At 46.0% G+C, this 16,443-nt stretch carries 5 protein-coding genes; 1 reads left to right on the top strand and 4 read right to left on the bottom strand.

What is annotated here, in order from left to right; all coding sequences use genetic code 11:
* Positions 1–100 precede the first annotated feature (100 nt).
* The 4 genes from CWO27_RS10520 to CWO27_RS10505 form a co-directional block, all read right to left on the bottom strand.
* Positions 101–3,244, bottom strand: coding sequence for an efflux RND transporter permease subunit (locus tag CWO27_RS10520; RefSeq protein WP_107898940.1), 3,144 nt, complete (start codon positions 3,242–3,244; stop codon positions 101–103).
* Positions 3,241–4,962: an efflux RND transporter periplasmic adaptor subunit gene (locus CWO27_RS10515; RefSeq protein WP_102433149.1), complete on the bottom strand. Its 1,722-nt coding sequence runs from the start codon at positions 4,960–4,962 to the stop codon at positions 3,241–3,243. Before CWO27_RS10515 ends, CWO27_RS10520 begins: the two co-directional genes overlap by 4 nt.
* An 11-nt stretch (positions 4,963–4,973) precedes the next feature.
* Positions 4,974–6,407, bottom strand: coding sequence for a TolC family protein (locus CWO27_RS10510; protein WP_441351760.1), 1,434 nt, complete (start codon positions 6,405–6,407; stop codon positions 4,974–4,976).
* Between the two features lie 93 nt (positions 6,408–6,500).
* Positions 6,501–7,049, bottom strand: coding sequence for a hypothetical protein (locus CWO27_RS10505; RefSeq protein ID WP_102433150.1), 549 nt, complete (start codon positions 7,047–7,049; stop codon positions 6,501–6,503).
* Positions 7,050–7,284: 235 nt separating this feature from the next.
* Here CWO27_RS10505 and CWO27_RS10500 point away from each other — a divergent pair, with 235 nt between their 5' ends.
* Positions 7,285–16,401 (top strand): VCBS domain-containing protein, encoded by a 9,117-nt coding sequence (locus CWO27_RS10500; RefSeq protein ID WP_107898939.1) that lies wholly within the window; start codon positions 7,285–7,287, stop codon positions 16,399–16,401.
* Positions 16,402–16,443 lie beyond the last annotated feature (42 nt).

The following is a 16,443-nucleotide window of genomic DNA, read 5'->3' as shown; positions in this document are numbered from 1 at the left end:
CCTTAGATTAATTCAGTTATTTATTTGTTAGTTTCACATGTTCATGTGGTACGCCCTTACCCACTCTGTTTTTGGTAAGTAAGGGCTAATAATCAATACGTTATTTGTTTGTCTCATTTTGGCTATGCGTAATCTCACGCTGTTTCCAGAGCTTAAAGATTGCAGGCAAAACCAGTAGGGTAAGCAACAGTGCCGACGCCATTCCACCTATCATCGGCGCGGCAATTCGTTGCATCACTTCAGAGCCTGTTCCTTCGCCATACATGATTGGAATTAGGCCAATGATCACCGTAAGAACCGTCATCATTACTGGACGAACACGAAGCCCTGCCCCTTCACGAATGGCATCCGTTAGGTCAGCTTGTTGAAGTGTTTGTTGGTTCTCCTCTGCATCGAGCTTTTTGTAGTGCCACGCTTGATTGAGATAAACCAACATGATCACTCCGATTTCAACCGCAACCCCGGCAAGGGCAATAAAGCCAACGCCGACCGCGATAGAGAAGTTGTAATTGAGGTAATGCATCAACCACAAACCACCCACCATAGCCAAAGGAAGCGTTGCCATGATCATCATCACTTCACCGACCCGTCGGAAGCTCAGGTAAAGCAACAGCATGATGATGGCGATGGTGATAGGCACAACGACACTCAAACGGTCTTTTGCTCGCTCCATGTATTCGTATTGACCAGACCAAGCGAGCGAGTAACCCGCCGGTAATACAACTTGGTCAGCAACGACCTTTTGCGCTTCTGCCACATAAGAACCAAGGTCGCGACCTTCGATGTCAACGAACACCCAACCATTAGGACGAGCGTTCTCCGTCTTAATCATTGGAGGCCCGTCTTCGTAACGAATATCCGCGACATCCGAGAGGGCGATACGCGCACCGTTTGGTGTCACTAACGGCAGGTTCTGCAACTTAACGACAGAATCACGATAGCTTTGTGGGTAACGAACGTTGATTGGGTAACGTTCTAGCCCTTCTACGGTTTCACCCACGTTCATTCCTCCGATCGCAGTCGAGATAACCTGTTGCACTTCTTTAATGCTCAAGCCATATCGCGCAGCAGAGCGTCGTTTGATGTCTATCGTCACATAACGACCACCAGCCACACGTTCGGCATACACAGAAGCCGTACCACTGACACCATTTAAGATAGGTTCAAGCTGAGAGCCAATTTTCTCGATAACGTTAAGATCAGGCCCCGCAATCTTGATACCAATTGGGGTTTTGATTCCTGTCGCCAACATGTCGATACGGGTTTTGATTGGCATAACCCACGCATTGGTCAAACCTGGGAACTGAATCAGATCATCAAACTCTTTACGCAGCGACTCCGTAGTGACACCGTCACGCCATTCATCGCGTGGTTTAAGCTGAATCACGGTTTCAATCATGGTTAACGGTGCAGGATCGGTTGCTGTCTCTGCTCGACCAATTTTGCCCCACGTGGTTTCGACTTCTGGAATGGTTTTGATGAGCTTGTTGGTTTGTTGCAACAACTCACGAGCCTTACCTATTGAGATACCCGGATACGTGGTTGGCATGTACATCAAATCCCCTTCGTCCAAAGGAGGAATGAATTCACTACCAAGCTTACTGGTTGGGTAATAAGCAGACGCCATTAAGCCAAGTGCGATAACAATCATCACCTTTGGATACTTTAGGCTGAGGTTTAGAAGCGGCTTGTACATCGCCACTAGGCTACGGTTTACTGGGTTTTTATGTTCAGGTAGCACGTTACCGCGAATGAAATAACCCATTAACACAGGCACCAGCGTGATAGCCAAACCAGCGGCTGCGGCCATCGCATACGTCTTGGTAAACGCAAGTGGCGAGAACATCTTGCCTTCTTGCCCTTCTAGCGCGAACACAGGCACAAAGCTCAAGGTAATGATAATCAGAGAGAAGAACAGCGGTGCGCCAACTTCTTCTGCTGCCTTACCAATCACCTGCCAACGGTTTTTGTCAGTGAGCGGAGTCCGTTCAATGTGTTTATGAACGTTCTCGATCATCACGATGGCACCATCCACCATGGCGCCAATCGCAATCGCTATTCCGCCAAGAGACATGATGTTGGCGTTGATGCCCTGCCAATGCATGACGATGAATGCACCCAAGATTCCGACAGGTAGACTTAGTGCGATAACCAACGACGAGCGGATATGGAACAAGAACAGCGCACACACCACGGCGACCACGATGAACTCTTCAGCTAGCTTCTTCCAAAGGTTTTCAACCGCAGAATCAATCAAAGTAGAGCGGTCATAAGTCGCGACAATCTCGACACCATCAGGTAAGCCGGCTTGCAGCTCAGCGAGTTTGGATTTCACCGAGTCGATCACTTCACTGGCATTTTCACCAAAGCGCATCACGATAACGCCGCCAACCGCTTCGCCCTCACCATTAAGTTCAGAGATACCACGTCGCATTTGCGGGCCAAGATTAATGTCAGCAATGTCGCCCAGTAGCAGCGGCGTGCCTTTGTCGGTTACTTTTAATGGCAGAGATTGGATATCTTCTATGCTTGTGAGGTAGCCGGTCGTACGAACCATATGTTCGGCTTCGGCAATTTCGACCACAGACGCACCGGTTTCTTGATTACCATCCTGGATTGCCTTGTTGACTTGCTGAAGCGTTAGGTCGTAAGCACGTAACTTGGCAGGATCTATCTGAACCTGATACTGCTTCACCATGCCGCCAACAGTCGCCACTTCAGATACGCCCTCAACGGTTTGCAGCTCATACTTCAAGAACCAATCTTGCAGGCTACGAAGATCCGCTAAGTCATGCTGACCGGTTTTATCTTGCAACACATAGCTGTAAACCCAGCCCACACCAGTTGCATCTGGCCCTAATGTTGGCTTAGCACTTGATGGTAAGTTAGGGGCTACTTGGCTTAAGTATTCCAACACACGTGAACGCGCCCAATACATATCGGTATCGTCATTGAAGATGATATAGACATACGAATCGCCAAAGAACGAATAGCCACGAACCGTCTCTGCACCCGGAACGGCTAACATCGCCGTTGTGAGCGGATAGGTCACCTGATCTTCAACTACTTGAGGTGCTTGCCCCGGATAGCTTGTTTTAATGATCACCTGAACATCTGACAAATCAGGAATCGCATCTACCGGTGTGTTTTTAACGCTGTATAAGCCCCCAAATACGATGGCTACAGTGGCAACCAGCACCAAAAAGCGGTTACTGATGGACCAACGAATGATTGCATTGATCATAGTTCGCCCTCACCCGTGCTATTCGTCGGTTCGAGAGACTTGAGCACATAATCCGAACCTTGCTTCACAATTAGAAACCGAACACTTTGACCCTCGGCAAACTCGGATAAATCGAGGTCATCACTGACTTGGAAGTTCATTTCGCCCGCTTTCCAATCCCATTCAGGCACTGGCTTGTGATTTACCGTGATCATTCCGAAGTCTGCCATCAGCATTGTGATGTCTCCCTTCACCCACACTTCGCCCGCCATTTGATGTTCGCTGACCTTGTAATCAACAACCTCGTACTGCCCTGACTCTGACTTTCTCATCTCAAAATCAATTGCCTTACCACGTTGCACGTCACTCATGTCTAAACCTTCCGCAAAGGTGAAGTTCATCACCATGCCCGGCCAATCCCACTCTGGAACAGGCTGATGGTTAATTGTCACCATACGACTGCCTTGCATAACATCGGAAATTTCACCGTTTGCCCAAACTGTTTCGGCTTGCTCTTCAACGCCATTGATTCGCGACAAATCAGCGGATTGGCTAGATTCAGAATCCAACATGAAGTGCGCAGAGGTGACAATATGTTCACCTTGTTCAAGCCCTTGCAACACCTCGATCTTCTCGCCAGCTTCACGCCCTACTTCAATGCGTGCTGAACGGTATTTTCCCTCACCTTCGGACAACACCACTCGAGTCATTCCACCTGAATGGATAACCGATGATCTTGGTATGGTAAGTACGGCATCATCACTGATTGGCTTCAACGCAATATTGGCGAACATGTTCGGTTTGAGTTCGCCATTAGGATTCGAGAACTTCAAACGAACGCGTAAAGTTCGAGTTTTCGGATCTAGGATTGGATAAACATAATCAACATTGCCCTGCCACTCCTTACCGGGAATCGCATCCAGTGTCATCTCTGCATTACTGCCCGACGAGATCCAGTGTGCTTGGCGTTCAAACACTTCGGCATCAACCCATACTTCGCCTAGAGGACCCGCACTAATTACCGCTTGCGCTGGTGAAAGGTAGCCGCCCTCACGAATATTGAGACTCGCAATTACGCCATTAGCAGGTGCTTTGATTTCTATGGTTTGTGAGGATTTACCTCGGCGAGTGATCGAACGAATCTGAGCTTTATCGACACCCAAGGTGATCAAGCGCTCGGTGGAACCTTTTATCAATCCTTTGCGACCCGTTTTGTACGCACTAAGTAACTCTTCTTGTGCCTTAACCAACTCTGGAGAATAAAGTGTGAACAGCACATCGCCCTTATTTACCTTCTCACCGACAGCATTGATATAAAGCTTCTCAACCCAGCCAGCTGCTCTTACGTTGGTTTGCCACAATGTACTTTCATCAAACGCCACATAACCCACGGTTTCAATCCGAGGAGACAGCGGTTCGAAGTTAACTTTCGCTGTTTTGACACCAAGATTGTTTTCTACCGACGGATCGATAAACACAGTTCCTGCTTTGTCTGAACCACCACTTAAGTCATCGGCATAAACAGGGATTAAATCCATCCCCATAGGTGACTGACCCGGTTTATCACGCTGATAGTTTGGGTCCATTGGCGCAACCCAATACAAAGGTTCGTCACTGGTTTCTGTGCTAGTTGCCATTGCTGACATGTCGTGTGCTGGATTAATTAGAAAATGGTTCACACCAAAACCCAATGCACCACCGACCAATAAAGCGATTGTTGCTACTTTTACTGAACTCATTGTCTATTCCCTTATTGATTGGCTGTGTGTTTAGTTGCGCTTGAGTTGAGTTGTGGTTGGTTTACTTGGTATTCAAAACCACTGACTAACGCGGCTAGCTTGCTGTTAACGATGTTGAGGTCGGTGATCAAACGCTGTTGCTCTAGTTTCAGAGCAAGCTCGTCTGCCGTTGCTGCAATAACATCGTTAAATTGCGCGGTGTTGTTTTGATAGCCCCTTTCAACCGCGCTGATTCGTGCTGCGGTTTGAGGAAGCAAGGACGTTTGATAGCGTTCTAATCGCTGGATCAGGTTTGATCTGTCCACCAGCAATGCGTTCACTTGCGCGTTCATTTGGGAAAGTAAGGTGTCTTTTTGAGATTTAGCTGCGCCAACTTGGTACTGAGCCGCAGACAAATTCTTGTCTTGTCGGTTCCCTGTAAACAGAGGGATATCGACTGTTAGATAAGCGCTCACAAGATCAGAAGCAGGTTCGCCAGCCATGTTGTTCGCTTGTCGGTGGGCATACATGACTTCCACCCCAAACTGCGGGGTATAAGCTTGCTCGGCTAACTCAACCTGAGTTTGATTGGAGGAAATACTGACATCGGAGATCTTAACCAAAGGATGGTCAGTCAGTAGCTGGTAGTGCTTAGTTGAATCGATATTGGTCGCTAATTTGCTTTCCAACAACGACCAATCGATTTGGTTAGTTGCACTCAGTGTTCCCTGAGAATCAAGAACCTGAGAGCCTAGCCAATCAGAACCCAACCATTCAGAAAGCTGAGAGATTAAACGGCGCTGAACCTGCTGGTTTGCCTGTAGTTTCTCATCAAGCTTGCTCACTTGAAGCTGAGCATTAAGCAGATCTTGCGCTTCACTTTTACCAATCGAGTAATTGGTCTGCACATAGTTTTCTAGCTCAACTAACAAGCGTCGATTTTCACGCATCACGCCTTCTGCAACTTGCTGATAACCCAATTCAAGCCATAGCTGCGTCATGCTGTTAGCAACGGTAAGCTCGCGAGCCTGCACTTGAAGAGCTAACCCATCCGCTTGCTGACCAGCTTTTTTCTGCTGAAGATCGAGTGTATTGCCACGCTCAAATTGCTGCATTAGACCGACCGAAATATTGGTCATCGGGTCTTCATCAAACTGGAAGCTATCGACTGGCAGTCCGCCAAATCCGACTTTCAATTTCGGATCCATTAAGGTTGCGCTCGCAATACCGGTTTCACGCATCGCTTGCGACTGAGCAAAGTACTGTTTGCGGTTGCTGTCTTGGCTCAATGCTATCTCAATCAACGTATTGAGTTGCTGTGTTGAGCTTTGTTGATTTGCTTGTGTTGAAGCAGGGGCAGCAGCCAAAGCACTACCTGAAAGAAAAGCAGCACTCGAAACAAAGGCAACAGCGACCGCGACATTTGCGTTTATTCCAAACACAGAGGTTATTGGTTTTATATTCACAATGAATGTCCATATCTTGCGTTAAATAACGCATATAAAAGATTGGCGTATCAGATTTATTGCTCTGATATCGCTAGATTTTTAGATATAGATTTATGCGGAAGGTGGGCGTAGCAAAGATTGAGCGCGTGCGACTTTCTGGCCAATCGTGACAGATTGAAAAAGAGCAAATGAAAAGGAAAATTGATTAACGGCTTGAACAGCCTGAATTGGATAGGAAGCAGTAGAACAAACAGAGATACAACAGTTATGAATAGAATCCGAACCGCCTAGGCAGTGCGTACCCATCATATTGTCATCGTGAGAGCTAATTGAAGAAGAATGTGCAGTTGTTACTTCATCATCGGAAACGGTCATTTCAGTATGACCCTGCTGACTGGAATGATGAGGCATAGTGGCATGTGCAGCATGCTCACCACCTGCATCACCAGTTGCTACGCTAATGTCGCAACCCGTTGTCATGTTAGACAGATCTGATACCGCATTCGATGATTCACTATGATGGCAATCTGACTGAGGTGAGCCCATCTGAGCCATCATTACGTCGGCCATCAGAGCCGATGAACTTGAAGCATAGCTCGACACCAACATCGCGATGATGCTGAAAACAGTAATCCAAGTTGTTCGGAGTGTGTTTGTCATAGCTAACCTTTAAATTTATGGAGCAACTATAAAGGTTCCCCTTAGGGTAAGGTCAATATAATTCTTTGTACATTTGTATGATAGACCAGAAAAGGTTCTATTACCTTTTTGCATTAAATTGAGAGAATTGTTTGATTTGAGGAAATTTTCTTTAAAAATTATCCAATTAGCTAGCGAAACCTCGATCTGTGTATTTTACTTAAGATAGTGCAACCACGATTCACGGATGATAAAGATGGCTAACAAAAAAAACGTCGAAGCAAACAAGAAAAATACAGAAACCAAAAATAAGAAAAGTAACGAGCTAGAACAACAGAAACCAACAAAAAAAAAGAAGCTCAGACTGCATTCACACCTAAAAGTTAATATCCCACTTTTTCAATCACTCATGATGATTTTGCCATCATTGGCTAAACACGCAGCTGCCGAGACTATAGACAATTCCAGCGGTGCTGCAGATCAAGTAATCGCAAATAACGTGACCGAAAAAGATGTCACCGATGATCATACCAAGGCGGACTCATCATCGGTTGCTCTCCAAGAAGCTCAGACGAGTGACAGCGACGTAAACGCCACCTTAAGTGCAAGTCATGCCCCCAATGGTTCGAGCTCTCACTTGGTTCCTTCTCATCATTTATCGACGCTTTCTCACCCGCAAGTCCATTACATTCCTTCGGTATCGATGCCGACTATCTCCTCAGGAAGTAACGGTCAGCCGACTCATTCGAATGCGCCTACGATGCCCGCTTTACCCGTCACCTTCATGCCAGAAGTCATAAAAGGAACGTACGGAGAGCTTCATGTTGATGCAAATGGTCAATACACATTTGTATTGAATCCAAATTCTCCTCAATACATCCTGTTAAATCAGCACCAACCAGGTACTGACCATTTTGCGTTACATCTATCTAATGGATCGAGCATCATTGTCCAGATACCGGTAATAGGTAAGCAAGACACGCCAAGTATTTCTGGAGACTTAACCGGCGTCGTTACCGAAGACCACAATATAGATTCACAAGGTTTACTGCATGCGAACGGTAAAATTGACGTCGTTGACCCTGACCAAAGTGAAAGTTCGGTTACGCCAGAAGTTATCTCAGGTAAATATGGTTCATTAACTATCGATGCTGATGGACACTGGCAGTATCAAGTTGATAACTCTCTTTCGAATGTTCAAGCGTTAACCGCAGCCACTTCATTGCACGAAAGCTTCACTATTCACACCAAAGACGGCACACCGCAAACAATCGATATGACAATTGGCGGCAACGACGACAACGCCGTTATCACAGGTGTAGATGCTGGCACAGTAACTGAAGATTTAACGACACAAGTTCAAGGGCAGCTTTCAGTAACGGACTCTGATCTTGGAGAAGACCACTTTCAAGCCTCACAAGTGACTAGTAATTTCGGTACGCTAAGCATCACAAAAGACGGTGCATGGACATATGATTTAGATAACAATAACCCTGTAGTTCAAGGGCTTGGCCAAGGTTCAACTGCGACAGACATCGTCACTGTTCACTCTGCCGATGGCACAGCACATCAAGTTACGGTTACGATTAATGGCACCAACGACCATGCGGTAATCACGAGTAGTACAGCAAATTCACCAAGTTCGTTTTTCGCTATCGGGAGAAGTAATGGCTCGAGCCAAGTTACTGAAGATAAAGACCTAACGGTTTCGGGCCAACTCAACATCACCGATATCGACTCAAAAGAGGCACATTTTTCTAATTCCGACCTCAAGGGGACACTGGGTACTTTACACCTTAAAGACAATGGCGATTGGACCTACGATCTAGATAATAAAAATCCACAAGTTCAGGCTCTTGGTAAAGGGTCTGCGACAACAGACATCATAACCATCCACTCCGCTGACGGCACTCCCCATCAAATCACTATTACCGTTAACGGCACCAATGATAAAGCCGTGATAAGCGGAACCAGTACCGGCTTGGTAACCGAAGAGTCCCAACTTCAGACCTCGGGCACACTTGCGGTAACGGATGTGGATACTGGCGAGGCACACTTCTCCAACACCGATATCGTAGGCTCGTTTGGTACGCTTCATCTGACTGATACTGGTTCTTGGACGTACGATCTTGATAATACAAATCCTAACGTTCAAGCTTTGGGCAACGGAGCAACCGCTACCGACACCATCACCGTTCATTCTGCTGATGGCACGCCGCATCAAGTGACTATCACAGTAAATGGCACTAATGACAAAGCTACTGTCAGCAGTGCGACCGTTGCTATCAATGAAACCGACAAAGCGGTAACTACTTCAGGAACATTGACCAGTACCGATGTAGACAACCCAGACAACACGTTTACTCCGGATTCCATTGCAGGCACCAATGGCGACCTCACCATTGATGCCACAGGCCACTGGGTATTCACTGCCAACAGCGCGTTTAATCAACTAAACGTTGGCGACAAAGTCGAAGAAACCTTTACTGTATCGTCTGTTGATGGCACATCCTCGACCATCAAAGTGACGATTAATGGCACTAACGATGTAGCGACAGTCAGTACCGCAACAGTCAGTGTGGATGAGACTGACAAAGCGGTAACCACCTCAGGCACGTTAACCAGTACCGATGTTGATAATCCAGATAACACATTTACGCCAGACTCCATTGTTGGAGCTAATGGCGACCTAACTATTGATGCTAATGGGCATTGGGTGTTCACCGCCAACAGCGCGTTTAATCAATTGAACGTCGGCGATAAGGTCGAAGAGACCTTCACTGTATCGTCTATTGATGGCACAACGTCAACGGTCAAAGTGACGATTAACGGCACTAACGACGCCGCTACTGTCAGCAGTGCGACCGTTGCCATCGATGAAACCGACAAAGCGGTAACCACATCAGGCACCCTAACCAGCACCGACGTGGATAATCCAGATAATGCGTTCACGCCGGATTCTATTTCAGGCACCAAAGGCGACCTGACTATTGATGCCAATGGTCATTGGACGTTCACTGCCAACAACGCGTTTAATCAATTGAACGTCGGCGATAAAGTCGAAGAGACCTTCACTGTATCGTCTATTGATGGCACAACGTCAACGATCAAAGTGACGATTAACGGCACTAATGATGCCCCCGTCATTAATGCTCAATCTCACTCCGTTGTTGAAGGAGGTAGCCTCTTAAATGGACAAATGGTTGGGCACGACATTGATACAGGTGCGACATTGATTTACAGTGCACCGCAGGTTGATGGCTTAGTTCTTAACCCTGATGGTAGCTACAGTTTTGACCCCAATCATGCCAGCTACCTGTCGTTAGCATCGGGAACAACAAAAACACTCACAATTCCTGTAACCTTGACCGATGAACACCACGCTAGCAACACCCAAAACCTTTCGATCACAATAACAGGTGCCAATAACTCTGCGACGATCAGCGGTGTTAGCACAGGTGATGTCGATGAAGGACATGGCAGTTATGGCGATAGGTCACCAGACTATGCTCATCCTGGCATGGCGAAACTAGGGCAAGATGCAATAACTGCTGATGGCAAGTTGGATATAGTTGATCCTGATAGTGGTGAAGCCCAATTTGACCCTAAAGGCGGCGCTTGGAATAACTCCTACCATGGCCAATATGGCCACTTATTATTAAACAGTGATGGAACTTGGCATTACGATGTAACAGTGGGAGGTAGTGATTGGGTTGGTAATAAAAAAACAACGATTGGCACCACTATAGATCAACTTGGTGAAGGGCAAACTTTAACCGACACCATCACTATACAATCTAAAGATGGCACAACTCACGACATCGTAATTACTATTCATGGAGACAATGATAGACCTTACTGCTCTTCAGAAGTACAACTCAACTCTGGCAAAGAAGACACTTCGCAAACACTCACAACGAAAGAACTTCTTTCGAATACCATAGATGTAGATAACAACGATGCTGGCATACTTTCTATCGCTAACCTTCATTCTAACCATGGTTCTATCCGCGACAATCATGACGATACTTACACCTTCACACCTGCCAAGGATTATAACGGTCAGGTTCACTTCACTTATGATGTGAAAGATGCACATGGTGGGGTAACTGCTACTGGTGCAAATATGAATCTGCAAGGTGTAGCAGATAAAGCGTTAATTGGTGGACAACATGTTGGAGATATTACTGAAGACCATCTTACCCCACACCTAGCTCAACTGACTGTTCAGGGCCATTTAACTGTGGTGGACCCAGATGGTGGAGAGGCTCACTTTACCTCTGTAACAAAGATTGATGACCCCTACAATACAAATCACGATGGGCTTATTCTCTCTCCCAGCGGCGCTTGGCATTATGGTGTAAATAATTATTTAGTCCAACATATGGCAGAAGGAGAGACAAAGGATATTGTCTATGAAGTTTCAACAGTAGATGGAACCAAACAGCTCATTACGATTACCCTTCATGGAACAAATGACAACCCAGAACTGCTCTTTTCTGGCTACGGTAATCTAAGTGGCGGACCATCTCCTATCACAACAGATGAAGATAAAGCCATAACCATCTCCGTGGATCGTTTTATGTCAGCGAAAGATATTGACCATGGTGATACATTGCATCTTGAGCAATTGCATGTCGATCATGGAACTGCTGTTTTGTCACCTGATGGTAAGAGTGTTATATACACGCCAGAAAAAGACTTCAATGGGCAGGTCACCTTTACCTATGCAATTATGGATAATCATAATGCACAAGCGATAGATACTGGTACGGGAAAAGCCGCACTATCGGGAATGATACTCACGGTAAATGCTGTGGATGATGTAGCTGTAATAACAGGTACCGACACCGGTAGTGTGACCGAAGATATCGACCCATATACACCTGTAAGTTGGCTGCCAAATATGATTCATACCACAGGGCAGCTAAGTATTAGTGATCCAGACACAGGTGAAGATCATTTTGACTTTAAAAGCTTTATCAAAGTAGCATCTCACCCTGAATGGGCCCCTTATCAAAGCCAGCTGGGGGGTAAGTTAAGCATCGATAAAAATGGCAGTTGGGAATATGTCATTGATACAACTAAGCCCAATATCCAAGTATTAGGCGATGGCGAGAGTTTAGTTGATCGGGTGCTTATTCATTCAAGTGATGGCACCCAACACACGATTGAAGTCACTATCCATGGTACAAACGATGCCCCAGTCGTAACACAAGCAACACTGCTTCCTGCTGGCGTTGAAGATACACGCATGACCTTGACCGCTTCGCAACTGCTCGCCAATGCAATAGATATCGACAACAATGATGTGGGTTTATTGACGGTGGCTAACTTGAATGTTGATCACGGTTCCGTTCATCTTAACCCTGACGGCACGTACACCTTCACACCTGCCAAGGATTATAACGGTCAGGTTCACTTCACTTATGATGTAAAAGATGCGCACGGCGGTGTTACGCATACCGGAGCGAGTACGACACTTGCGGCAGTCGATGACAAAACCATTATTTCTGGCATTGATCATGGTGTTGCAACTGAAGATGTAGCCACTCTTGTTTATACGAATTCCCATATTATGGATGCTGTAGATTGGCAAGCGCTACAAGTTACTGATGTAGACAGCCCTAATACTCAAGTCACTGTCGAATTTGCAGGCAAACAATACACATGGAATATAGGCAGTGACCTAGATGTTACGACTCCCTATGGCAAATTCCAGTTCCATACTATCGCAAGTGGATCTCACAAAGGTGAGCATTCTTGGAGTTATATTGGCGACAATTATAATGTTCACGTTCAAGAATTAAAGCATGGTGAATCATTAACCGAATCTATAAAGCTAATAGCAACCGACGGTACTGAGTTTCCTATTACGGTTAAGGTAAACGGCACAGAGGATGGGATCATAATCGATTCCAAGTCAGAACTTGGCCATGTCGTAGAAAATGCCCAAACAGGTGCTTCAGTTTCCGGCAACGTAATAGCCCACGATGTCGACCTTCACGATACGGTGAGTTGGACACAAACACCAACAGCAGGCCTTAATGGCCAGTATGGTACGTTCCACCTAAGTGCAGATGGACAATGGCATTATGACGTTGACCAAAGTAAAGCTACAAAATTAGGAGACGGTGACGAGTATTGGGAACACTTTACAGTTGAGGCAGTATCTACTGATGGTAGCCATGTATCGAAAAGCGTATCGGTTGTTGTACATGGCAATAATGATGCACCAACCGTTAGTGGTGAGGTCTCTTTACCTTCAGGTAAGGAAGATACTTCAATACATATTACACAAGCTGAATTAATCGCTAATGCGACAGATGTTGATACTAACGATAGAGGTTGGTTACACGTTGAAAACTTGACTGCAGACCACGGTAGCTTGGTATCAAATTCAGATGGCAGTTTTACCTTTAACCCCGACCCTAATTATAACGGACAAGTGCACTTCACTTATGATGTTACTGATAGACACAGTGGCTCGGTGTCTACTTCAGCTTCTATTATGTTAACAGCGGTAAATGATGCGGCGATAATTAGCGGTGACACTTATGTTGTCTCAACGGAAGACCATATTATTCCTCATAATGATGATGCTACTTATTTTCCTCAAAGAGTTCAGGGACAGTTAACAAGTAATGATGTTGATAGAGGCGAAGCCAATCAATTTCTACAAAGTACTCTGACAGGAGCTTATGGCCATTTAATAATCCATAAAGATGGAAGTTGGTTTTATGAGCCTGCACCTTCCAAAATTGGTTTTTTCAATAGGCTCGGAGCTCAAGACCATATCACTGAAATTTTTACCGTACATGGTATTGACAGTGCACCTCAGCAGGTTCAGATACAGATTAATGGGAGTAATGACAAAGCCACAATAACGGATGTAATCGTAACTGCAGTCGGGAATATGAGTCACACAGCTGTAACTGAAGACAACTCGATTGACATCAATCATAATAATTTAGAAACCTATGGCCTTGTTACAGTTCGCGATGCTGATAATAAGGGGACAATCCATTCTGAAGAGGAACTCAAGGCTGAAACGGTGACAACAGTCCATGGTGGCATTTTTACCGTGTCAGGTCACGATTGGAAGTATAGTATTGATAAGGATGCTTCAGTCGTTCAGCAGCTCGGAAGTGGCGAACAGTTAGTTGAAAGGCATATCGTGACTTCCTTAGATGGTACTGCTACCCATGAGGTGACTGTTACGATAACCGGAACCAACGATGCACCGGTTCTCGGTGTCAACCAAGCATCATCGACTACAGGTACATTAACAGAGACTGATGTGGATGTTACTGACTCTCATACCTTCTCTGTCGTGAGTTCTGCGGGGCAATTCGGTTCACTGTCCGTCGATCCAAATACTGGTGACTACATCTACACACCAAATACGTCTATCACAGGAATGAGTTATAACTCTGCCACCAACTCCTATCATGGTGTGGACGTGTTTGAAGTAAAAGTCAGCGACGGCCATACTGAAGATTCGAAATTCATCACCTTTGATGCCTCGGGACATGTCACCATGTCACCAACGGGTGGTCTAGTCATATCAACGACGGTACCTCAACAACCTACGGTAACCGCGACGCAACCAACCTTGTCTTCAGGCACTAACGTCGCGCCAACGAATACGGTGACTCTGGATCTTGCATCAACAAGCGATTCTGGTTCATCAAACACCGACAACCTGACCAATGACACGACCCCAACGATTACCGGACATACTGATATTCCGTATTCACAAGTGACGATTTACGATGGTTCAACACCGGTTGGACACGCGGTGTCAGATGCTTCTGGCCAATATAGTGTTGCAGTAAGCGGCTTATCGGAGGGCGATCATAATCTATCCGCCAAAACACTGGCCCCTTCGTCAGTGCTACCGGCTACCTCTTCGCTTCTTTCCGTCCACATAGATACACAAGTACACGTCGGTATTCAAACAGACCCAATTACTGCCGATAATGTGGTTAATGCTCAAGAATCCAACAGCTCCATTGACATCACCGGATCCGTTTCTGGCGATTATAATGCAGGCGACATTGTGACTTTAGATGTAAATGGGACACAGCATACTGGCGTGGTCGATGCAAAAGGACACTATTCAATTGCCGTCCCTGGCAGTGAACTCATTGCTGATGCTGACCAAAAAATAGAGGCATCAGTAGCGGTAACAGATACCGCAGGTAATAGCGCTCATGCCACTGCAGATGTTACTTACCAAGTCGATACACAGGTTAGCGTTCCTACGATTACCTTTGAAAACGCAGGGGCAGACAACTTATACAGCAAAGCTGAAATCGCCCGAGGACAGGCAAACACGATCACAGCAACCGTTACGCCTCCTGGTGATGCCAAAATCGGTGAGCATCTTGTCGTTAACGGTCAGGATCATGTATTAGATGCTCATACTCTACAGCACGGAATACAAATTGAAGTTCACCCGGGTTCTAATGTACAAGCAACAATGACTGACGAACACGGTAATACCGCAGGTAGCCAAGGTTTTGCTGCAAGCGCTATTCCTGAACCGATCATTGTCAGACCGCCATCAGGAAGCCACCAAGTGTCTGGCACACTTGGGGTACCACCACTGTTACCATCTTTAACTCCGGTACCAACAGCACAAAGCGGTTGGCGAATCCATTTACCGAATGGACAGTATGTAACAAGCCATCAAGGACAATATGGAACTTTAACCATTGATCCTCAAACAGGCCAATTGCATTACCAAGAGCAAGCTCAAGTTCACACCGGACCACATGGCAGCACTTCAGGTATCGGTCAACATGAAGATAAATTTGAAGTGGCACTGCAAGGGACAAATCAAGATGAAGTAGTCGCCCACGTGAATATCCAGATACTCAGTCATGGTCCAGGAGGTAGTGGTAAGCTGACAATTGGAACCGAGGTGGTTGATATGACGATCACTCCTGTCGTCCATACATCACACCCTGCTCCACCGCCGCCAACTCCAGTTCAACATGATGAACCAGATATGACTTCCCAGTCGGATGTTATGGTCACGCAAAGCGATGACATTTATCTAGATTTAACCCAGCAGACCCATCAAGAACCAGATCAGAAAACCAGTCATCATGGTGCAGCCGCTTATCTGGATGCCCTAGGCATCAGCCCCGATGCGACATCGACAACGGTTCACGATCAGCCAGCGGATATGGACATCGTGCTTGCACAAGTCGACCAACAACATACGGTAGATTACGATCAAGCGCATTTAGATATGTCGGATGCACTTGAACACCATGATACAACCAATAACCATAACCAAGATGATGAACACCATCATCACAACGACGTAGATGGACTACCAGACATAGATCCAAATAACTAATGGTTGGTAGTTGGTCATTAGTGAAGTAAAACAAAAGGGAGC

Source organism: Vibrio sp. 10N.286.51.C3, from assembly GCF_003050065.1.
Taxonomy (GTDB): Bacteria; Pseudomonadota; Gammaproteobacteria; order Enterobacterales; family Vibrionaceae; genus Vibrio; species Vibrio crassostreae.
This window is presented reverse-complemented; position numbering and strand designations above follow the sequence as displayed.

What these genes read in the sequence shown, in the direction of transcription:
- CWO27_RS10520 (WP_107898940.1), bottom strand. Translation starts at nt 3,244, where the DNA reads ATGATCAATGCAATCATTCGTTGGTCCATCAGTAACCGCTTTTTGGTG.
- CWO27_RS10515 (WP_102433149.1), bottom strand. Translation starts at nt 4,962, where the DNA reads ATGAGTTCAGTAAAAGTAGCAACAATCGCTTTATTGGTCGGTGGTGCA.
- CWO27_RS10505 (WP_102433150.1), bottom strand. Translation starts at nt 7,049, where the DNA reads ATGACAAACACACTCCGAACAACTTGGATTACTGTTTTCAGCATCATC.
- CWO27_RS10500 (WP_107898939.1), top strand. Translation starts at nt 7,285, where the DNA reads ATGGCTAACAAAAAAAACGTCGAAGCAAACAAGAAAAATACAGAAACC.